The organism is Streptomyces qaidamensis, from assembly GCF_001611795.1.
Lineage (GTDB): Bacteria > Actinomycetota > Actinomycetes > Streptomycetales > Streptomycetaceae > Streptomyces > Streptomyces qaidamensis.
The window spans coordinates 7,117,529-7,138,874 of record NZ_CP015098.1 but is presented as its reverse complement, the minus strand read 5'-3'; the positions used below and the strand labels follow the sequence as shown (position 1 = coordinate 7,138,874).

The 21,346-nt window shown below is 71.3% G+C and carries 14 protein-coding genes; 4 read left to right on the top strand and 10 right to left on the bottom strand.

Annotated elements, in window-relative coordinates:
- Positions 1 to 77 precede the first annotated feature (77 nt).
- Positions 78 to 1,121 (bottom strand): rhamnogalacturonan acetylesterase, encoded by a 1,044-nt coding sequence (locus A4E84_RS31590; RefSeq protein WP_062929812.1) that lies wholly within the window; start codon positions 1,119 to 1,121, stop codon positions 78 to 80.
- Positions 1,122 to 1,312: 191 nt separating this feature from the next.
- On the opposite strand from A4E84_RS31590, the gene A4E84_RS31585 reads away from it, so the two are divergent.
- Complete coding sequence (locus A4E84_RS31585; RefSeq protein WP_062929811.1) at positions 1,313 to 2,977, top strand: rhamnogalacturonan lyase B N-terminal domain-containing protein; 1,665 nt, start codon at positions 1,313 to 1,315, stop codon at positions 2,975 to 2,977.
- A gap of 6 nt (positions 2,978 to 2,983) precedes the next feature.
- On the opposite strand, the gene A4E84_RS31580 is transcribed toward A4E84_RS31585, so the two are convergent.
- A complete protein-coding gene (locus A4E84_RS31580; RefSeq protein ID WP_062929810.1) occupies positions 2,984 to 4,396 on the bottom strand; it encodes an RICIN domain-containing protein in 1,413 nt (470 codons plus the stop codon).
- A 1-nt stretch (position 4,397) separates the two neighbouring features.
- Complete coding sequence (locus A4E84_RS31575) at positions 4,398 to 5,519, bottom strand: glycoside hydrolase family 43 protein (protein ID WP_062929809.1); 1,122 nt, start codon at positions 5,517 to 5,519, stop codon at positions 4,398 to 4,400.
- A gap of 218 nt (positions 5,520 to 5,737) precedes the next feature.
- Between A4E84_RS31575 and A4E84_RS31570 the strand changes: the two genes are divergently transcribed.
- Positions 5,738 to 7,831: an autotransporter-associated beta strand repeat-containing protein gene (locus A4E84_RS31570; RefSeq protein WP_062929808.1), complete on the top strand. Its 2,094-nt coding sequence runs from the start codon at positions 5,738 to 5,740 to the stop codon at positions 7,829 to 7,831.
- A 12-nt stretch (positions 7,832 to 7,843) separates the two neighbouring features.
- On the opposite strand, the gene A4E84_RS31565 is transcribed toward A4E84_RS31570, so the two are convergent.
- From A4E84_RS31565 to A4E84_RS31555, 3 genes are read right to left on the bottom strand one after another with little or no spacing between them, the layout of a single operon-like run.
- A complete protein-coding gene (locus A4E84_RS31565; protein WP_062929807.1) occupies positions 7,844 to 8,671 on the bottom strand; it encodes an MOSC domain-containing protein in 828 nt (275 codons plus the stop codon).
- Between the two features lie 23 nt (positions 8,672 to 8,694).
- The gene (locus A4E84_RS31560) at positions 8,695 to 9,813 is read right to left on the bottom strand and encodes an aminoglycoside phosphotransferase family protein (protein ID WP_062929806.1); all 1,119 of its coding nucleotides are present in this window, start codon (positions 9,811 to 9,813) and stop codon (positions 8,695 to 8,697) included.
- Between the two features lie 9 nt (positions 9,814 to 9,822).
- A complete protein-coding gene (locus A4E84_RS31555) occupies positions 9,823 to 11,205 on the bottom strand; it encodes an amino acid permease (protein ID WP_062929805.1) in 1,383 nt (460 codons plus the stop codon).
- Between the two features lie 130 nt (positions 11,206 to 11,335).
- Here A4E84_RS31555 and mmuM point away from each other — a divergent pair, with 130 nt between their 5' ends.
- Together mmuM and A4E84_RS31545 are read left to right on the top strand one after the other, a co-directional pair.
- A complete protein-coding gene (mmuM, locus tag A4E84_RS31550; protein WP_062929804.1) occupies positions 11,336 to 12,247 on the top strand; it encodes a homocysteine S-methyltransferase in 912 nt (303 codons plus the stop codon).
- Between the two features lie 157 nt (positions 12,248 to 12,404).
- The gene (locus A4E84_RS31545; protein ID WP_062929803.1) at positions 12,405 to 13,463 is read left to right on the top strand and encodes a LacI family DNA-binding transcriptional regulator; all 1,059 of its coding nucleotides are present in this window, start codon (positions 12,405 to 12,407) and stop codon (positions 13,461 to 13,463) included.
- A 33-nt stretch (positions 13,464 to 13,496) separates the two neighbouring features.
- Here A4E84_RS31545 and A4E84_RS31540 read toward each other — a convergent pair whose 3' ends face one another.
- From A4E84_RS31540 to A4E84_RS31525, 4 genes are all read right to left on the bottom strand, one after another.
- Positions 13,497 to 15,101, bottom strand: coding sequence for a carboxylesterase/lipase family protein (locus tag A4E84_RS31540; RefSeq protein ID WP_062929802.1), 1,605 nt, complete (start codon positions 15,099 to 15,101; stop codon positions 13,497 to 13,499).
- Positions 15,102 to 15,203: 102 nt separating this feature from the next.
- On the bottom strand, positions 15,204 to 16,451 hold the full coding sequence (locus A4E84_RS31535; RefSeq protein WP_062929801.1) for an alginate lyase family protein: 1,248 nt from the start codon (positions 16,449 to 16,451) through the stop codon (positions 15,204 to 15,206).
- 25 nt (positions 16,452 to 16,476) lie between these two features.
- A complete protein-coding gene (locus A4E84_RS31530; protein WP_062929800.1) occupies positions 16,477 to 19,812 on the bottom strand; it encodes an alginate lyase family protein in 3,336 nt (1,111 codons plus the stop codon).
- Positions 19,809 to 21,332: a glycosyl hydrolase family 28 protein gene (locus A4E84_RS31525; RefSeq protein WP_062929799.1), complete on the bottom strand. Its 1,524-nt coding sequence runs from the start codon at positions 21,330 to 21,332 to the stop codon at positions 19,809 to 19,811. Before A4E84_RS31525 ends, A4E84_RS31530 begins: the two co-directional genes overlap by 4 nt.
- Between the last annotated feature and the right edge of the window lie 14 nt (positions 21,333 to 21,346).

Sequence of the window (21,346 nt, the reverse complement as noted above, 5' to 3'; positions counted from 1 at the left end):
GATGTCTTTCGTGCTCGGGCCGGTGGATACGGATCGGACCTGGAGCGCCCCGGTTCCGGTCGGGGCGCCCCAGGGGTTCATCCCACCCTCACCTGGCCCTTGGGCACCAGATGCCGGGTGACGAGTTCGTCGCGGACCAGGGCCGCGTAGGCCGTCGCACCGCGCACGGAGGTGTGCGTGTTGTCCCGCGCCTCGTTGGTGAGGTAGAGCGCCTTGGAGCCTTCCACGCCGAGGGACTCCACCAGTGCCTTGGTCTTGGCCGTGAGGTCGATCAGCGGGACGTCCCGCGCCGCCGCGACCGAGCGGATGACGGCCGGGTGGTCGACACCGAGGCCGTTGACGAGGAGCGCGGTTCCGTTGTTCAGCGTGCCGTCGGGGCTGAACCAGCGCCGCACGATGGGAGTGACAAGGACCGGCTGTCCGCCCCGCTCCCGGACGCCCGCGACCAGGGTCTCCAGGTTGGCCCGGTAGGTGGCCTCGTCCGTGGTCTTGTCGTTGTGCGCCAGCTGGACGAGGACCAGGTCGCCGGGGCGGATCAGGGGCCGTACGGTGGCCCACAGCTGCGGGTTCCCCAGATACGAGACCGTACTCTCCCCGGAATCGGCGTAGTTGGCGACGGACACCCCCTTGCGGAGGTACTGGGGCAGCTGCTGGCCCCAACCGGAGTACGGGTCGCCCGGCTGGTCGCAGACGGTGGAGTCGCCGACCAGGAAGATCTGGCGGGCGTGCCGTGCCCGGGTGACCCTGATGTCGGCGAGGGCCGGGGCGGAGCCGCCGACCCGCAGGTCGAGGCCGGGGGTTCCCTCGGGTCCGGTGGGCTCGCCCTCGGGAGTGCGGACGTTCACCGTGAAGCTGCGGGTGATCCGCTCGCCGGCCGGTACGGCCGTCTCCGGCAGCAGGGAGCGGCGGGACTCACCGCTGACGCTCGTGCCGGACGCCGCCTTCCCGCCGAGGGTGACCCGTACGTCGTAGGTGCCCGGCGGGACGTCGAAGTGGCACGTGCCGTCCGTGCAGTGGGCGAGGCCGCGGCCGCCGCTCCCCCCGCCCGCGTGGGCGGGTACGGACGACAACGCGGTTCCCAGGGTCACGGCCGCCACGACGGCGATACTGAAACGTCTCACTCCGGGCTCCTCCCAGCGCACGACAAGACCTGGAGGGGGACCGTACCGCTCCGGACAAGCGCTTTCTAGACCCCGAGCAGCATTCACCAGATCTCCGGCCGCACACGAGTGAAAGCCCTTTCGCGAAATCGATTCAACTGTCACTCTCGCTCCCACCGCGTTCCCCCCACCTTTCGCAGGAGGCGCCCCCCATGCCCGGAGCCACGAACAGACCGGTCGGCCGTCGCACCGTCGTCCTCGCCGCCACCGCCGGTGCCGTCGGCGCGGCCCTCGCCCGGCCGGCACACGCCGCCGGTTTCGGCTACACCGACGACGGCTCGAACTACGTCGTCGACACCGGCGCCCAGCTGGTCTTCAAGGTCTCCAAGTCCACCGGCGACCTGACCTCCCTGGTCTACCGGGGCACGGAGTACCAGGGCTACGGCGGCCAGAACTCGCACATCGAGTCCGGCCTCGGCGCCTCCACGGTGAGCATCCGGCAGTCCGGTTCGACGGTCCTGATCTCCGTCACGCACGGCACGCTCAAGCACTACTACGCGGCCCGCAGCGGCGAGAACAACGTCTACCTGTGGACGAACAAGGCCGACGCGTCGGTCTCCGCGACCCGGTACATCGTGCGCGTGAAGAAGGGCGCCTTCCTCAACGACGAGCCCGACTCCTACACCTACGCGCCGACCACCATCGAGGCCTCGGACGTGTTCCGGAAGTCCGACGGGCAGACTCGCTCGAAGCACTACTCCAAGCGGCGCGTCATGGACTACGACCACGTCGGCTGGTCCGCGGGCGGCGTCGGGCTGTGGATGGTGCGCAGCAACCACGAGAAGGCCTCCGGCGGCCCCTTCTACCGCTCCCTGCTGCGCCACCAGAGCGCGGACGGCGGCGGCCTGTACGAGATCCTCTACTACGGGCAGAACCAGACCGAGGCGCAGCGCTTCGGCCTCCAGGGGCCGTACGTCATCGCCTTCACGGACGGCGGAGCTCCCTCCTCGGCGCTGTTCCCGGGCACGCTGACCACGCCGTGGGCCGACTCGCTCGGCATCGCGGGCTACGTACCGGCGAGCGGCCGGGGCAAGGTGGCGGGTGTTGGGATCTCCGGGCGGAACACGGCCTATCCGTACACGGTCGGACTGGCCAACGCGGCCGCGCAGTACTGGGGTTCCGCACGGGCTTCGGACGGCTTCTTCTCCCTGTCCGGGGTGTTGCCGGGGACGTACACGCTGACCGTCTTCAAGGGCGAACTGGCGGTGTACAGCACGTCGGTGAGCGTGTCGGCGGGCGGCACGACGACCCTGAACACGATCGCGATACCGTCCTCCAACGACCCGTCGAACGCGGGCGCGATCTGGCGGATCGGTGACTGGAACGGCACGCCGGGCGGGTTCAAGAACGCGGACCTGATGACGTACGCGCATCCGTCGGACGCACGGGCCGCGTCCTGGACGGGGAACGTGGTCGTCGGCAGTGGCGAGACGGCGGCCTTCCCCTGCTACCTCTGGAAGGACGTCAACAGCGGGATCCTGGTGTACTTCCGGCTCACGGCGGCCCAGGCGGCCGCCGCGCACACCCTGCGCATCGGCGTGACGACGGCGTACGCGAACGGCCGTCCCCAGGTCACCGTCAACGACACCTGGACCTCGGCGATCCCCGCCCCGCCCACCCAGCCGGACACCCGGTCGCTGACCAACGGTTCCTACCGGGGCAACAACCACACGTTCTCGTACAGCGTCCCGGCGTCCGCCTGGAAGACGGACGCCGGCCAGTACAACGTGCTCCGGATCGACGTGGTGAGCGGGTCGGGAACGACCGGCTACCTCAGTGCGGGCACGGCGATCGACGCGATCGACCTGCTCGCCTGAGCCCGGTCAGGTACCGCGTGTCCACTGCTGGTTGGTGCCTCCGTTGCACGTGTACGTGATGAGCGCGGCGCCGTTGGCGGTGGACGCGCCGTTCACGTCGAGGCACTCGCCGCTCGCGCGGGACTTGACGTTCACGTACGAGCCGGTGGTGGTCAGCGACCACTGCTGGCTCGTCGCGGAGGACGTGCAGTTCTCCTGCGTGACCGTGCTCGCGTTCTCCTGCACGCACAGGCTGCTGTTCCTGACCATCAGCTGGTAGTAGCCGCTTCCGACGGACTTGAACCAGTACTTCTGGTTGGTGCCGCCGTTGCAGTCGTACTGCTTGAGCTGGGCGCCCGCCCACAGCGACTGGCTCGTCACGTCCGCGCACTTGGAGGAGTGGCGGGCGATCAGCGTGTTGTACGTGGCGCCGGTGCCGGTGACGGTTCCGGCCGCCGTGTCGATGGTGACCTCCGGCGACCAGGACATGGACATGGTGGTCGAGTTGGAGAAGTTCAGCGGCAGCCACACGTACCGGGAGTCGTTGACGGTGCCGCCGAAGGAGTTGCCCCAGCGGTCGCCCAGGTACAGGTACGAGGTGCCCGAGCTGCCCTGTACGGGCAGGACGAACGCGGTCTGCGACCCGTACGTCGTCGAGTCGCCGATGTTCTTCATGGCGGACCAGGGCCCGGCGATGTTCGTGGCCGTGGCGTACTGCTGCTGGTTGGGGTTCCAGCCCGTGGCGCCCGAGGTCAGCATGAAGTACACGCCGCCCCGCTTGAACAGCGCCGGGGCCTCGCGGTGGCCGCCCGGCCAGGGGTTGGCGACCAGGCTCGCGATGCCGGTGTAGTCGGCGGTGAGGCGGTAGATCTGGAGGTCGTAGTTCTCCCGGGCGGCGGAGATCATGTAGCCGGCGCCGTCGGTGTCGGTGAAGACGGTGATGTCGCGGGACATGTGCTGGCCGAGCGGCCGGAAGCTGCCCTTCCAGGTGTAGTTGCCGTCGACGGTGTCGGAGACGGCGACGGCGGCGCGCGCCTCGCTGTAGTCGGTGCCGTTCTCCTTGTGCATCCACATGACGAACTTGCCGGTGGAGGCGTTGTACATCACCTTCGGCCGCTCGATGTTGGCGGTCGCGAGTTCCGGGTCACTGGCCTCGGTCAGGACGTGGTTGCGGAACTCCCAGTTCTTCAGGTCGGTCGAGCGGTAGGCGTCGACGTACCGGAAGGTGTTGTCGGCGTTGCGGTGCTCGCCGAACCAGTAGTAGTAGGTGCCGACCTTGAGGACACCGCCGCCGTGCGCGTGGACGGGGCTGCCCGAGGTGTCCGTGAACTGGCTGCCGGTGGTGATGGTCTGGGGCGCGGCCTGGGCGGGCCCGCCAGTGGCGAGGGCTCCGAACAGGCCCAGGCACAGGGCGAGGAGGGTGGCGTACGCACGTCTCATGTCATTCGCCCACCTTCACCGAGTCGGCGACCGGGACGCCGAAGTCTGGGGTGCCGTCGCGTTTCCAGCCGAGCTTTTGGACGCGGGTGTGGCGGTTGGGGTCGTTCAGCGGGTCGCCGTTGATCTCCTTGTACTGGCGGGCGTGGTAGACGAGGACGTCGGTGCGGCCGTCCTCGGCGACCGTGAAGCAGTTGTGGCCGGGGCCGTACTGCTTGGTCGTGTCGTTGCTGGTGAACACCGGGGTCGGCGACTTGGTCCAGCTCAGGGGGTCCAGGAGGTGGCTGTCGGCGTCGGCGGTCAGCAGGCCCACGCAGTAGTTGAAGTCGGTGGCGCTGGCCGAGTACGTCATGAAGAGGCGGCCGTTGCGCTTGAGGACGTAGGGGCCCTCGTTGACCTTGAATCCGATGCACTCCCAGTCGTACTCCGGGGTGGAGAGCCGCACCTGCGGGCCCTTCAGGGTCCACGGGTTCGCCATCTCGGAGAGGAAGATGCCGGTGTTGTTGTCCAGGCCGGGCTCGTGCTGGGCCCAGGCGAGGTAGCGCTTTCCCCGGTGGGTGAAGGTGGTGGCGTCCAGGGAGAAGGTCTCCCAGGCCGTCTTGATCTGGCCCCGCTCCACCCAGGTGCCCTTGAAGGGGTTGGGGTGGGCGTTCTCCAGCACCCATATGCGGATCGCCCAGACGTCCTCGGCGGGCGCGGAGGCGAAGTAGATGTACCACTTGCCGCCGATGCGGTGCAGTTCGGGCGCCCAGATGTGGGCGCCCATGGGGCCGGTGGCGTGGGCCCGCCAGATGACGGACTCGTCCGCCGTGCCGAGGCCGTTCAGGGTGCGGGAGCGGCGCAGGATGATGCGGTCGTACTCGGGGGCGGTGGCGGTGAAGTAGTAGAAGCCGTCCTTGTGCCGGTGGATGTGCGGGTCGGCACGGTTGCGGACGAGGGGGTTCACGAAGGGGGCCGGCCTGGGGCGCCCGGCGGGTGTTCCGGCAGCGGTTTCTCCCTGGGGCGCCGCCTCGGCGACGCCGGGGAGGGCGGGGACTGCGGCCAGGGCACCGGCGGCTGCGGCGCCCTTCAGCAGCAGTCTGCGGCTGGGGGGTTCGGGCAGAGCGTGGTCGCGGTCGCGGCTCATGCGGTGGGGCCTGCCTCTCACTGGGGGACACACGGCGTTGTCGTCCGATGCAGCGTCTGAGATTTCGAACACCATCTGTCATTACGAACGGTGGAAAGGTAAGGGGGTGACACGAGGAGGTCAACGGGTCCGACGGGACGAACCCGTCCGGCCTGTTCCGGAAACGACAGCCGCCGAAGTTTCTGTTATCGGCGGGGGCATGGCCCGTCTCCGGTGATGTGCCCAGCCTCACCCACACCACAGCAGCGGCCGCGGGCGTCCTCGCGGCGGTCGCCTCTCTGCTCACCGCTCCCCCGGCGGCGGCCGCCGGCCCCCGGGACGTCACGGCCGACGTGCTGGCCGGCCGGAGTGTGACGCTCGACGGCGACACGGTCGTCACCGTGCCGCCCGGGACGACGACGTACGACGGCGTCTTCCGCGGCGAGGGCACGCTCACGGTGCGCGGCAGCGGAACGCTGGTCCTCACCAAGGACAGCGACTTCACGCTCCCGAAGTCCCGGCAGCGGCAGCAGATACGGACGCCGGGCGGCAATCACCCGTACGTCACCGTCACCCGCCCCGACCCGCCGGCGGTCACGGTGGAGCGGGGCGCGACGCTCCAGTACGGCAACGGCGGTACGACGGGCCTGATCGGCCGCTTCCCTTACGACACCCCGGCGTTCCGCCTCAACCAGGACAACATCCGGGTCGACGGCACACTGCGGCTGTCGCTGAAGAGCGCCTACAACCTGGGCACGATCAGCGGCTCGGGCCTGATCACGCAGCCGAGGTTCCTGTGGGGCACGTGGGACCTGTCGGGCACCCACTCCTTCTCCGGGGTGATCGACAACGGCACGCAGGCCAACGCCGGGCGGCCCGAGTACGCGACCTCGCTCCCGCGCGTCCGCAAGATCCTCAACCAGGGCACCTGGACGGTCGACACCCCGCTGGGCCGGACCGTCACCATGGGCATGGACTTCTACCAGCGCGAGTACGGCAGCGACATCAACGTCCAGTCACGGCCGGGCGGGAAAGTCGTCCTGACCGGGCAGTACAGCTGGTCGGACCAGGGCGGTGACACGGACCCGTCGCTCAGCGACCCGGCCCTCAACTGGACGCCGGCCCGCAGACACGTCAACAAGCGCGGCACCAACATCAAGGGCGCGGACGTCCGGTGGGGCGACGGCACGACCGACCGGATCTTCATGCCGGGCACGGCGGAGACCGTTTACATCAACCTGCTGGCGGCCCGCTCGCGCTCCCGGCTCACCTTCGACTACAACGGCCCGGTGACGCTCGGCGCCCCCATCGGCGGCGGCCGGTTCCACGACACCCTGTCGGCCCCCGGCGCCGGCGACGTCGTCATCGCGGGCACCCCCGGCAACGACGTGACCTTCGCGGCCGTGCAGTACTACGACGGCTCCACCACGGTGGAGAAGGGCGCTGTCCTGCGCCTGGGCAGCGGCGAACGGGGCGGCGACAGCGGCCTGTACACCGGCGGCACCCACTACCGGCTCGTCAACGACGGCTCCCTGGTCCTGCGCAACACGGCCAGGCCCCTCACCCTGTCCCGCGTCGGCGGCAGCGGCTCCCTCACCCAGTCGGGCACCGCTACGACGACCCTGACGGGCCGGGCGGTCACGTACACCGGGCCGACGACGGTGTCCGAAGGCACCCTCGCCCTGCGCGGCGGAGCCACCCTCACCCACAGCAGGTCGATCCGGCTCACCTCGGCCGACGCACGGCTGGACGCGGGCCGGCCGGGCCTGCGCGTGGCGACGACGCTGACCGGCAAGGGCACGGTGAGCGGCAAGGTCACCAACGACGGCACCGTCACGACGGGCCTCACCGTCGACGGCTCCTACACCCAGAGCCCGAAGGGCACCCTGGTCCTCCGGGACGAGCCGCTGACGGTGACGGGCCCGGCCCGGCTGGCCGGACATCTCGACGTGCCGGCCACTGGCCACGCGGCTCGCGAGATCACCGTGCTCGACCACCGGGGCGAGAGAAGAACCTCGGGAACCTTCACCGGCCTGAGGGAAGGCGCCCTTGTGAAGCGGGCGGACACGGCCTACCGCATCAGCTACCGGGGCGGCGACGGCAACGACGTCGTCCTGACGGTCGTCACCTCCCCCAGCCGCTCCGCCACCGACCCGTCCGCCCCGGCCCCCGCGAACCCGCGCAGCACCGGCGCCTCGGAAGCCGTCGGCTTCGGCTGGTGGCCCTACGCCCTCGCCGCCGCCCTGACCGTCAGCCTCGCGGTACCGGTGGCGGCGCGACGGGGGCGGAACGGGCGCCGGGGCGGACGGCACGCGGGCCGCGCCCGGCGCTGACCCGCCCGGCGCTCACAGCTCCGACTCCCCCCACACCGTCACCGTCACCTCGTCCCCCACCGCCACCCGGCCGGGCCGGAGCACCGCGTACTTCGTGCCGAAGGCGACTCCGCCCTGGGCGGCGCGGCGGTAGGCGGCGAGGGTGCGCAGGGGTTCCGGGCCTGCCCGGGCGGCGGTGTGCTGGTCGACCAGGGTGACCGCGCAGCGGATGGCGAGTTTGGCGTAGCCGAGGTCCGTGTCGCCGATGCGGAGGCGGTGGGCACGGTCCTCCGTGTGGGGGTCGTCCCAGCCGTCGATGACGATGTTGGGGCGGAAGCGGTTCAGGGGGAGGGCGTGGGCGCCGCGGGCGGTCAGCCGGGTGTTGAGGAGGTCGAGGGTGGAGCGGGAGATGACGTGCAGGGCGCTGCTGTCGGCGTAGCCCGAGGTGCCGGGTGTCAGGCCGTCGGTCACCCGGTCGTGTTCCGGCGGTGTCCGGACCAGACGGCTCGGTGCGCCGAGCAGGTCCGTCAGCCAGTCCGCCGCCTCGTCGCCCTGGTCGATGCCCTGGTAAGCGGTTCCGAACAGGTCGACCTTCCGGCGGGCGCCGGAGATGTCCACCCGGAGGTGGAGGGACGCGGCCCCGGGTGCGGTGAGCGTGAGGTGGTCGCCCTCGGAGGTGATGAGGGGGCGGATGACGGCCAACAGCGGATCCCGGCGCTGCGTCCGGTACACGCCGTCCTCGCTGACGACCATGAAGCTGCGGTCGTGCGCCAGTCCGGCCGGCGTCAGCAACGCCTGGTCCGCCGACGTGCCGGCGCAGCCCTTTACGGGGTAGTACGACAACTCGACGACGCGTGCCATGACCTTCCGTTCCGTTGCGGGGCTCAGCGGCCGCTGGGGGCTTCGGGGAACCCGAGGCGGGGAGCCAGTTGTCGTGCCTCGGCCGCCCATTCGGCCAGGAAGGCCAGGGTCAGGCCCCGTTCCCGGTAGCGGAGTTCGGCCGGCACGGTGCCCTCGCCGCCGTAGGCCGGCTGCTCCTCGTCCGCCCGCGCCAGCATCAGTGCCGCGAGCCAGTCGTACTTCACGGCGGAGGCGCATACGCCGAGCCGCACGAGCTGTTCGTCGCCGCGCCAGCCGCTCTGGCGCAGTCCCTGCACGTAGGCGTCGTACGCCGCCTTGGCCAGGCCGGGCAGCTCGGCTGCGGGCACGAACAGGTCGAGGACGGAGTCCGGGAGGTAGTTGCCGAGGTCCTCGCCGAGGGCGCCGTCGCCGGTGAACGCCCAGTCGAGCAGGACGCTGGTGCCGGCGCCGCCGGAGCGGACGTTCGCCGGCCACTGGTCGAGGTGGCACAGGGTGCGGGGCAACGACTCCATGACGGTGAGGAACCACTCGCGGTCGTGGTGGAGGCGGACCATGTCCTCGCGCAGGCCGGGCGGGAAGTGCCGCTGGACCAGCGGGTGCTGCCACGCCTCGTCGTCGTCGAGCAGTGCCTCGTCCGTCGTCCTGTCCGACGTGTAGTCCCGCAGGAAGCCCTGCGAGAGCCACGGGGCTTCCTCCCCCGGGCCTACCGCGCCCTGTGCGGCGCCCAGGCGGTGGGCGTGGTCGACGTGGCGGCTGAGGGGCCAGGTCGTCGCCGGTTCGCCCGGTACGTCCTCCAGCCACAACGCCACGTCGCCGTCCGGGCGTTCGGCGCACTCCAGCAGCCGGGGCGCGCGGATGCCGTGCCACTGCCAGACCCGGGCGAGCCCGGACCGGTAGACGTACGCCTCGCGCCGCCAGAAGTTCCAGTGCCGCGGGTCGTTGGAGGCCGACCAGGCGACGCTGGTCTCCTTCGTGCGCGTCAGCACCTTCAGGACGGCCGAGCGGCCGCCGCCGGTGACCCGCCACACCCCGGCCGTGACACCGTTGGACGGGTTGTGCGGGAGCGGCTCGAACACCGCCTCGTGTGCCGGGACTCCCAGGACCTCACGGACTTCGGCATGCGCTGCGGCGACCTCGGGCATCCCCCGATGCTATGCCGCCGCCTCCGCCGTGTCCTTGCGTCCCCGCAGCCACACGTACACCGGGATCCCGGCGAAGAGGAACAGCACGCCCTGGTACACGGCGGCGTACCCCGCACCGGCGATCAGCCAGAACGAGAAGCCGAAGGACAGGACGGCGACCGTCAGGTCCCGGGCGAGTCCCGCGGGACGGACGCGGTCGCGGGTGCCGCGGGCCAGCCAGTACAACTGGGCGGCGGCCGACAGCAGGTAGGGAACGCAGCCGGTGAACGTCGTGATCAGGACGAGGACGCGGAAGGTGGTGTCCGGGCCGGCCGTGTAGTTGAGGCCGATGAGGAGGGTGCCGAGGACCGCGCAGGCCCACACTCCGAAGCCGGGGACGCCGCCCTTGCCGAGGCGGGCGAAGGGCGCGGGGAAGAGGCCGTCGCGGGCGGCGGCGTACGGCATCTGCGCGGCCATGAGGATCCAGCCGTTGAGGCAGCCGGTGATCGAGGCGACGGCGACCAGGGCGATGGCGATGCCACCCCAGGAACTGCCGGTGACGGCGTTCACGGCGTCGGCGAAGGGGGCGCCCGAGTCGACGAGCCGGTCGTGCGGGACCAGCCCGAAGACGGCGATGGTGCCGAGGACGTAGACGAGGGCGGAGGCCAGCGTGCCGAGGACGCTCGCCCGGCCCACCGTGCGCTCGGGGTCACGGACCTCGCCGGCGCTGACGGCGGCCGACTCGACCCCGAGGAAGCTGTACAGCAGCAGGGCGGCGGAGGCGGCGAGCGCCCCGGAGACGCTCTGACCGGATGCGTTGAACGGGCCGAAGTTGTCCGCGTCGACGAAGAACAGGCCGACCGTGGCGAGCAGGAGCAGCGGGACGAACTTCAGGATCGTGGAGACGACCTGGACCGTGCCGACCCAGCGCGTGCCCGCGAAGTTCGCGGCGGCGGGCAGCCAGAGGGCGGCCAGGGCGACGAGGGCCTGGAGGGTGTGGTCGCCGTGCAGGGGTATCAGGACGTCGGCGTAGCCCACGACCGCGACGGCCAGGGCGGCGATGCTGACCCAGCACATCGTCCAGTACGACCAGGCCGACAGGAACCCGGCGAACTCGCCGAAGGCGTCCCGTGGGTAGACGTAGAGGCCGCCGGTGACGGGGCTGCGCCGTGCGAGCTTGCCGAAGAGCAGCGCGAGCAGTACGGCTCCGACCGAGAGCACGAGGAAGGCGAGCAGGCTGACCGTGCCGTAGGGGGCGACGGTGGCGGGCAGGGCGAAGATGCCGCCGCCGATGATGTTGCCCATGACGAGGGCCGTTGCGGCGGCGAGGCCGAAGGTGCGGCGGGGAGCGGGTGCCGCGGGGGTCGCCGGCTCGGCGGGTTCGGCGGCCTCGGTGGGGCTGGGGACGGTCATGAGGGTTCCTGTACAAGCGGAAGGGGAGGGCCCTGATCGTAAACCGTCATCCCACATGCTGGTCGACCTGTTCATGTGATGGACACCTTCGGCTGGGGGCCGCGGGCGGATCTCGGCTACGGTCGTTCGCATGACGAGCACCATCACCCTCGCCGAAGCCCTTGCCGCCGGGACGGTCGTCCTCGACGGCGGCATGTCCAACCAGCTCGAATCGGCCGGGCACGACCTGAGCGACGAGCTGTGGTCGGCGCGGCTGCTCGCCGAACAGCCGGAGGCGGTGACCGAGGCGCACCTCGCCTACTTCCGGGCGGGGGCGGACGTGGCGATCACGGCCAGCTACCAGGCCACGTTCGAGGGGTTCGCCCAGCGCGGGATCGCTCGTGAGCGGGCGGCCGAACTCATGGCGCTGAGCGTGGAGTCGGCCCGGGAGGCGGCCCGGCGGGCGCGTGTCCCGCGGCCCCTGTGGGTGGCGGCCTCGGCCGGTCCGTACGGGGCGATGCTCGCGGACGGTTCGGAGTACCGGGGGCGCTACGGGCTGAGCGTGGACGAGCTGGAACGTTTCCACCGGCCGCGCCTGGAAGTACTGGCCGCGGCCGGGCCCGATGTCCTCGCCCTGGAGACGGTCCCGGACGCGGACGAGGCCGCGGCCCTGCTGCGGGCGGTGCGCGGGCTCGGGGTACCGGCCTGGCTGACCTACTCCGTCGCCGGTGACCGCACCCGGGCCGGGCAGCCGCTGGAGGAGGCCTTCGCCCTGGCCGCCGAGGCGGACGAGGTGATCGCGGTCGGGGTGAACTGCTGCGCTCCGCAGGACGTGGACGGCGCGGCCGCGACGGCGGCGCGGGTCACCGGCAAGCCGGTCGTCGTCTACCCCAACAGCGGGGAGACCTGGGACGCCGAGGCCCGCGCCTGGACCGGCCGGTCGACCTTCACCGTCGGCCAGGTGAAGGGCTGGCAGCAGGCCGGGGCCCGGCTGATCGGCGGCTGCTGCCGGGTCGGACCGGACGGCGTCGCGGGCATCGCGGGGGCGCTGGCGGCGGCGTAGCGCGGCCGCGGAGCCCGCACTCCGACAGTCCGCGCACACCCCTCCTCCACCCCGTCCCCGCACTGCTAGCCTCCGTCATGGGAACCGGTTGCTACGGCATTGCCGCAGTTCCCGCGGGGGTGGGCGCGGACCGGTGCCCGGGAGGGACGAGGCAGGCATGACGAGGAAGAGCGGGGACGCGGGCCGCAGCACCATCCGGGACGTGGCGGCGCGCGCGGGGGTCTCCGCGTCGACGGTGTCCCGGGTGCTGGGCGGCGAGTATCCGGTGAGCGCGGCGACCCGCGGGCGCGTGATGCGGGCGGTCCGCGAGCTGGACTACGTGGCCGACGCCCGGGCGAAGGCGATCGCCGGCGCCGGCACGCCCACCCTCGCCTTCGTCCTGGAGGACATCACCGGCCCGTCGTTCGCGCACATGGCCCACGGGGTGGAGCGCGAGGCGACCCGGCTCGGCCATCTCTGCCTGGTGTGCAGCACGGAGGGCGACGTCCGGCACGAGCTGGAGTTCGTCGAGATGATGCGCGCCCAGCGGGCCGCCGCCGTGATCCTGGTCGGCGGCACGGCCGACACCCCCGAGTACCGCGAACGCACCCACCGCATGGCCGACTCCCTCGCCTCGGCCGGCTCCCGCCTGGTCCTGTGCGGCCGGCCGCCGCTGGACCCGGGTGCTCCGGTGACGGTCATCGAGTACGACAACGAGGGCGGTGCCTACACCCTGGTCGCCCACGTGCTCGCGCAGGGCCACCGCCGGGTGCTGTACCTCGGCGGCCGGGCGGACCACACCACGGCCCTGGGCCGCGAACGCGGTTATGTCGCCGCACACCGGGCCCGCGGCCTCGACCCGGACCCGTCCCTCGTCCTGCACGGCGACTTCACCCGGGACGCCGGCCACCGCCTGATGCAGCAAGCGCTCAAGGACGGCCTGCAGTTCAGCGCGGTGGTGGCGGCCACGGACATGGTCGCGGCCGGTGCCCTCACCGCCCTGCACGAGGCGGGCCTGACGGTGCCGGACGACGTCTCCCTCGCCGGCTACGACGACATCCCCTTCGCCCGCGACCTGCACCCGGCCCTGACGACGGTGCACGTCCCCTACGAGGAACTCGGCCGCCTCGCCGTCCGCACGGCGCTGGAGCGGACCCCGGGCGCGCCGGACGAACACCTGCTGCTGGGCACGCACGTGGTGGTGAGGGGCTCGGTGGGGCCGCCCCGGGCACGCTGAGCCCCACGGCCTGCCCGGCGGAGTGAGCAGCCGTCAGTGGCGCCGCAGGGCGCCGGAGCGGCGCAGCCGCCGTACGGCCGACCGCAGTTCGGTACCGCGAGCGGGCGAGACGTCGGCCGGGACCACCACGGGTGCGGGTTCCGCAGGTCTGAGGGCGTCGGCCTGCCACAGGGCGAGTTCACGGTCCCGGGGACCGTACGCCGTATAGGCCACACCGTCCTCGGCGTCCGGTGCGCGGTCTCCGAAGACGCGCACCGGGTGGGCCGCGTCCCAGCGCTCCCAGCCCGGGTCGCCGTCCGCGGCGAACCGCACCCAGGCCGCGTGCATGGCGTCCGCCAGCTCCTGCGGCGCGCCCTCTCCCGCCAGTTTCCGGGACTCCGCGGCGTCCCCGGTGTCGAAGACGAAGCCCAGCTCCAGCGCGTGGCAGGAGCCGAGGCCGGGCAGGTTCGAGGGCCAGGCGAACTCGTAGAGGTACGACGGCTCCGTGCGGGCGTCGGCGAGGTGGTGCAGGGGGAGGCGGAGCAGGTGGTCGGTGACGAGCTGACCGACGATCTCCGCCGTGCCGGCCTCGGGGTGCAGGGTGCGGTAGCCGCGCGGGACCTCGCCGCCGCAGTGGCAGCGGGCCATGGCGCCCGCGACGGCGACGGCCCCGAGGCGGTCGACGCGCTCCAGGAGACCGCCCGGCACCAGCCACAGCCGGTACTCGTCACGGGTCCAGCCCAGCAGCAGCTCGACGCCGGGGGCGGCGCCGCCGTCCGTGAGGGCCTCCAAGGGGTCGCGGGGAACGACGTCGCCGTCGACGACGATGCCGAAGGCGGGGCCGCCGACCACCGGGCTGCTCCGCTTCCCCACCTCGGCCTGGGTGCGCAGCAGCAGCTCGCGGTCGACGGCGGCGAAGGCCTCGGCGGTGGCGGGGATCTTCAGCCGGGCGGCCATCCGGCGCACCATCCGCCGCACCCTGGCCCGCTCGGACGCCTCGGGCGGTCCGCTCTGCAGGACGGCCCGGCGCACCAGCCCCTGGGTCTGCGGGGCGGCGATGAGGGCGCCGATGCTGATGGCCCCGGCGGACTGGCCGAAGAGAGTGATGCGGCCGGGGTCGCCGCCGAAGGCCTCGATGGCCTCGTACACCCAGGTCAGGGCGGCGATCTGGTCCCGCAGGCCAGGGTTCGGGGGCGTGTCCGGGAACAGGCCGTAGCCCTCGACACCCAGCCGGTAGTTGATGGATACACAGACCACGCCGTCGCGGGCGAAGGAGTGGCCGTCGTAGACGGGTACGGCGGAGGAGCCTCTGGTCAGGGCGCCGCCGTGCAGCCAGACCAGGACGGGGAGGCGGGCTCCGGGGCCGGGCTGCGGGGTCCAGACGTTGAGGTTGAGGCAGTCGTCACCCGGCACGACCGGGTCGGACAGGTAGTGGGCGAAGGCGTCGGAATACGGCGGTTTCGGCGGGGTGGGGCCGAAGGCGCCGGCGTCGCGGACACCGTCCCAGGGCGGCAGCGGCACGGGCGGGCGGAAGCGGCGGGGTCCGAAGGGCGGGGCCGCGTACGGGATGCCGCGGAAGACCGCGACACCGCGTTCGTACCGGCCCCGCAGGGCACCGAAGGGCGTCCTCACCACGGGGTCTGCCTGGTCTGCCGTCATGCGTCCACCAGCCTCCTCACCGCGCTCGTGCACCGTGAAGATCAGAGCAACTCATTCTGTTCCGGTATTCCGGCGCACGGGCGGGTGGGAGGGCTGTTCGGGTTACTTGGCGTACATCAGCGTGCCGAAGCCGAGCTGGTCGAAGCCGCCGCTGGTGGTGCCGTAGTCACCTCCTCCGCCCTCGGGGGCGACGGAGAAGCACATCTGGGCGATGTACTTGTCGTCGAGGAGCAGGCGCCGCCCGTAGTGGTAGTGGAGCATCGCCCAGACCGGGCGGACCTGGCCGCGGGACGCGGAGCCGGGCACGGTCTGCGACTGCTGGGCACAGCTCTGGCCGGTGCCCCAGGTGTAGGTGGTGAACGGCACGTCCATGTTCAGGTTGTACTTGGCGACGTACTGGGCGGCCTTCATGAAGCGGCGGCCGTCGTAGGAGTAGAGGTCGTCGCCCTGGTTCCAGGCCATCTCGCAGAGCGCGCCCATCTGGCCCATGCCCATGACCGTGTGGCCCTGGTCGCGGCCGGACTCCTGCCACTGGCCGAGGTCGTAGCCCTCGACGTTGCCGTACAGGAACGGGACGGCGTGCTGGATGGAACCGTTTCCCGCTCCGGACTTGAAGTAGGTGACGGCCTGGTCGTACTTGGCGGCGTTGTCGGTGAGGATGCCGATGGCCATGACCGAGGCCATGTTGCACAGGTCCCAGTTGGCCCAGTAGTTGGTGATGCAGGCGTCGTTGTGGCCGGTGAGGAACTGGTTGTTGAGCGGGTAGAAGACCCTGACCAGCATGTCCTGGGCGGCGGCGAGGTCGAACGCCGGGTGGTCCCGCATGAGTTCGCAGGCGTTGGCGAACTGCCAGCCGTAGAGGCCGGCGGCGAGGAACCGGTCGGCGTTGCCGGTGACCGTGGTCAGGGTGCGCGACCAGGCGTTGAGGATGTTCGCGGCGCACTGTGCGTTGGCCTCGGTGCCGGCGACCTTCCAGCGCAGCGCGTTCTGGTAGGCGGCCGCGATGTCGTTGTAGAGCTGCGGGTAGTTCTCTCCGGTGCCGCCGCGGATGATCGTCGCTGTGGCCCGGTTGGTCCAGGTGGACCGGGAGTGGGAGTTGGCGGTCAGTCTGTTCCAGCCGGACAGCCAGGGGTCGTCGCCCGCGGCGACCCTGACCTTGGCGCGGTTGATGTCGCCGGCGTTGTGGAGCATGCCGGGGTGGGTGAAGGTGGCGGGTGCGGCGCCGGCCGTGGTGGCGGTGGCCGTGGTGCCGACGGCGAGGGCTGCGGTGAGGCCGCCGGCGGTCTTGAGCAGACCGCGGCGGCTCAACCCGCCGCCCTCGTGGTGCGTGTGGGGGGAAGTGCGGCTCATGTGGGGCTCTCCGATCCGTGGAGTACTACATGGGGGTGATGCTCACCTCGTCGAACTCGGTGGTGCTGCGGGTCAGGGGGCTGCGGGAGCAGACCACGAGACCCACGTGGTAGGGGGCGTCACCGAAGCCGGGGAGGTCTCCCTCGGCGAGGGGGGTCCAGGTGGCGCCGTCGTCGGACGAGACGGATGCGGTGAAGTGCGTGCCGGTGCGCTTCAGTCGCAGCAGGCAGGGAGCGGTGACCGCCGCGTTGCCCGTGAAGGTGGACTTTCCGGCGACGGTCGGGCGCAGCATCAGCTGGGCGCTCGTGCCGCCGGTGACGATCGCCCCGGCCGCCTGGTCGAACGGCGACAGGGACTTGGCCATGAGCAGGCCCACCCGGTCGCCGATGGCTCCGGCGCGGGAGACCAGGCGGGCGGTGACCTCGCAGTCGCCGCTGACGGGCCGCCGTACGAACTGGCCCGTCATGCCCTGGTTGTTGACGGTCAGGTCGGTCCCGGCGCCCCGCACCACGAAGGTCCCGTCCTCGTGGGCGGTGCTGCCGGGGGTCTGCACGGCGACCACGCCGAGGGTGCCGTAGGCGCGGTCGTCGAGGATGACGTCGCCCAGGTCACCGTGGGTCCAGGGCGCGGGCGGCGGGGTGCCGACGGTGAGGGTGAGTGTGCCGGTGGCTTCTCCGGCGGCGTTGCCGGCTGTGGTGGTGACCGTGAACCGGCCCGTCTGCGTGGGTGTCCCGGAGATCTGGCCGGTACGCCGGTCGACGCGCAAGCCGCCGGCCAGTCCGTCCGCGGTGAACCGGACCGGTTCGTGCAAAGCCCGCAGGAGATGTTTGAAGGGCGCGCCCTTGTTGGCGAACGCCGAGGTGGCGGAGATGAGTTGCGGCATGGACGGGGTCGGCATCACCGACGTGGCGGACTGCGACAGGGGGCCGCGTCCGGCGCAATTGGTCTTGGCGACGGCGTAGTGGTACGTCGTGCCCGGAGTGCCGGTGGCATCGGCGTACCGGACGCGGGTGCCGAAGCCGACCGCGCCGATGCCGGTGGCGATCGTCTCGTAGGGGCCGTCGGCCGCGGCGGCGCGCAGCACCGTGTAGCGGGCCGAGAGGTCCGGGTCGGTCCAGGCCAGCTCGACCGCGTCGGCGCCCGCGGTGGCCCGCAGGTCGCCGGCGGCGGTGGCCGGGCGGGGCACGGACCAGACCTCGCCGGCGGTTCGGGAGAACACGCTGACGTTGTCGAAAGCGCCCGTGCCGGTCTCGGCGTAGTCCTCGTCCACACCGAGGCAGGAGGTGAGGGTGAGGCCGACGTAGGCGGTGCTTCTCAGCGCGATTTCGCTGGAGCCCACTTCGGTCCAGCGGATGCCGTCCGGAGAGATGGCGCCGGTGCAGTGGGCGCCCCGGCGGGTCACGCGCACCCAGTACGGCATGCGCATCCGGTAGCCGTCGCCCGCGCCCTCGACGTACGGGGCTTCGAGCGGGGTCGCCGACTCGGGCAGCTCGCCGAGGGAGGAGATCGGGAAGGCGGCGGTGGTGGTGATCGTCTGTTGCTGGGAGGGCGGCACGGGCGTGCTGCCGGTGCCCTTGATCGCGGCTCCCGCCTTGGGCCGTACGGACCACACGCCGCTCCAGGTGTGCAGCGGCAGTCCCTGGATGAGCATGGCGGCGTGTGCCGCGTCCGCGTCCAGGCCGGCCCGTACGGTGACGCCGATCTTGGAGTACTGGGAGCTGAGCGGATACACGATCCGCGCGGTGATCACGCCGTCGCCGCGCAGCGGCAGGTGGACCAGACGGTGGGTCCCGGCGGTCCCGGACGCCTCCAGCACGAACCGCTCACCGTCGAAGACGGCCGACCCGGGGGTCTTCACATCCCCGACGTCGCGTGTCTCCCAGGGGCCGGGCAGCCCGGGGACCGCCGCCGCCCAGGCGGAACGAGCGCTGGTGCCCTGGGAGTTGGTGGCCGTAACCGTGTAGTAGGAGGGCCTGCCCGCGCGGGCGTCACGGTCGGTGTACGCCGGCGTGGCGAGGCCGGCCGCGACCTTCTCGTACGGTCCGTCGGCGCTCGTGGCCCGCAGGACGGTGTACGACTCCGCCCACGCCGACGGCACCCACGCCACGGTGACGGACTTGTGGCCGCCCACCGCCGTGACACCGGCCGGAGCCGTGGGCTCGGCCGGGGCGGGGGCCTCGGTGCCGGCGAAGGTGAGGGTGCCCCAGCTGGGCAGGTCGTCGTTGCTGCCCTCGACGAAGCGGGCGCCGCCGCTGCCTCGGAAGACGGCCGCCTTGGTGTGGGGGGTGTCGAGGCCCCGGACACCGGCGTAGTGCGCGTACACCATCTCGTAGATCGGCGGCAGGTTGCCACGGACCTTGTCGGCGACGGTCGTCTTGATGTACTTGCCGGTGCGGTCCAGGTCGGGGACGAAGGGCACGTCACCGCCGAGGTTGTAGCGGGCGGCGTACTCGACGTTCTTCAGCAGCCGGTTGCCGTCGAAGGCATACAGGTCGACGCCCTGGTTCCAGGCGACCTGCGCGGCGTCCGCCAGCAGGCCCACCGCGAGCTGCTCGTGGCCTTGGTCGCGCCCTGATTCCTGCCCCTGTCCGGCGTCGGTCACGATGCGGTGCCTGACGCTGCCGTTGCCGGCTCCCGCGGCGGCGAAGCGCAGCGCGTCCTCGAAGAGGGTGGGCTCCTCGCAGAACACGCCGATGGCCAGGATCGACTGGACGGACGTGAGGTCCCAGTTGCCGTTGGCGTAGAGCATGTAGCCGGAGATCGCGGGATACCAGACGCGCAGGAAGGATTCCTCGCAGCGGGCGATGTCCTCCTTCGCCCAGCCGTCGTAACCGGTGTAGCGGAGGAGCTCTGCCGCGTTGACGAACTTGAAGACCTGGAGTCCTGCGCCGAGTGGCCCGTCGGCACCGGTGACGGCCATGAGGGACGCCGACCAGGCGTTGAGGATGTCCCTGGACTTGTCGGCGTACGCCCTCTCGCCCGTGATGCACCACATCAGCGCGGTCTGGTAGGCGGCGGCCGAGTCGGCGACGGCCTGGTTCTGGAAGTTGGTGGGGCCGCGGCCCCAGGAGGTGATCTGGCCGGTGTTCTGGACGGTGTAGGTGGCCTTCGAGCGCGCGTGCGCCGCGAGCGCGAGGTAGCCGTCGTGGACCGGGGATTCCTTGGCGGCGACGGCGGCCTTCATACGCGCCAGGTCGTCGGCCGAATGCAGCAGGCCGGGATGGGTGAACCGAGTGCGACCGGTCTGGTGGCCGGCCGCCCGGGCGGTGCCGGGCGCGAGCAGTCCGCTCGCGCCCGCCACCAGCAGCAGGGCCGCCGTGCCGCCGAGGAAGTTCCGGCGGCTCGGAGCAGAGGTGATCATGACGCGGCCGCCTCGGCGGTGGTGATGAACTTGAGGTTCGTCACGTGCTCGTTGACGAACATGGGCACGCCGTCCGAGGCCAGATACCACGTCGGCTTGCCCGTGCTGTCGGCGATCACCCTGCCGTTGACGCGGAGGTTCTCGAAAGTGACGTCCTTGATCGCGTGCTCCGCGTCGAGGCCGGCGATGATCGAGAGGTCGGCGTTCTTGCCGTTGTAGCTGAGGTCCTTGAAGTAGACGGACTCGATGCCGCGGCCTGCCGACGTGTTGTACTTCGGGTTGTACTCGACCCGCATGTGGACGAGCTGGCCCCAGCGGAAGTCCTCCACGCGGACGTTGTCGAACCGGACGTCCCGGACGAGGTTGCTGTCGCCGACCATGAAGGCGATGGCGCCCTGGTAGGTCACCTGCGGCTCGCGGTGGTCGAGGATGTCGATGTTCTCGTAGCGCAGGTTCTCCAGCATCTCGGGGGTGTCGGAATTGCCGTGCACGCCGATGTTGATCGGGTGGGCGACATCGGCCCAGAGGGAACAGTTCTTGACGGTGATGTTGCGGGTGTCGCCGTAGAAGTCCCAACGGTGGGTATAGAGGGCGACGCTGTCGTCGGAGGTGCGCAGGAAGCAGCCGTCGATCGTGACGTTTTCCGAGCAGTAGAGCTGGATGCCGTCACCCCAGCCCTGGTGGCTGAAGGCGCGCAGATTCTTGATGGTGAGGTTTCTGGACTCGGCGACTCTGATGTTCTCGTACCGGGGGTTGAGGATCGTGACGCCGTCGATCGTGAGGTTTTCGCACTTGCGGACGAAGACCGCGCCGCCGGTCGTGTCGTAGACCACGCCGCGGCCGATCAGCCGGCAGTTCTCCACGCCCTCGAAGATCACGCTGGACGTGAGGACGGCGCCCGGCGCCAGGTAGACGGTGGTGCCGGTGGGTACCTTCAGGGTTCGGTCGGGGTGAGTGTGCAGACCGGGCCCGAAGTACATGACCTTCTTGTCGCCCTCGGTGGGCACGTCCTGCTCGATCGGGTTCGCGAACAGGTGCAGGCAGTCGAAGATCTTGTCGTCGATCTGGACGACGAGGTTGCGGGGCCGGTCCAGTGTGAAGCGCGCCGTGCTGCCGAGCACCTCGGGCTTGATGCCGTACGAGTCCGGACGGATGCGGACCTTCTCGCCGCCGCCCGGGTTGTACGTGACCTCGACCTCGACGGTGCCGGAGAAGTCGAAGGCGGCCCAAGAGGAGTTCTGGGCCTGGTTCCTGCCGGTGTTCGGGTCGATCAGTGCGAGCTTGGCGAGGTGGACGCCGAGCTTCTGCCAGGTGCCTCCGACCGGCCGGACCTTGACGGTGAAGGAGTTGTTGACAGGCACTTTCGGAAGGGGCGGGTAGATGACCACCCTGTCGCCGGTGGTGCCGTTCTCCTCCGCCGCGGCCGCCTGTGCGGTGCCCGCGATGCTGCCGGCCAAGCCGGCGGCAGCGATGACACCGGCGGCCTGGAGGGTGGTTCGGCGTGAAAGCGGCGTATTCATGTGCAACTCCTTGC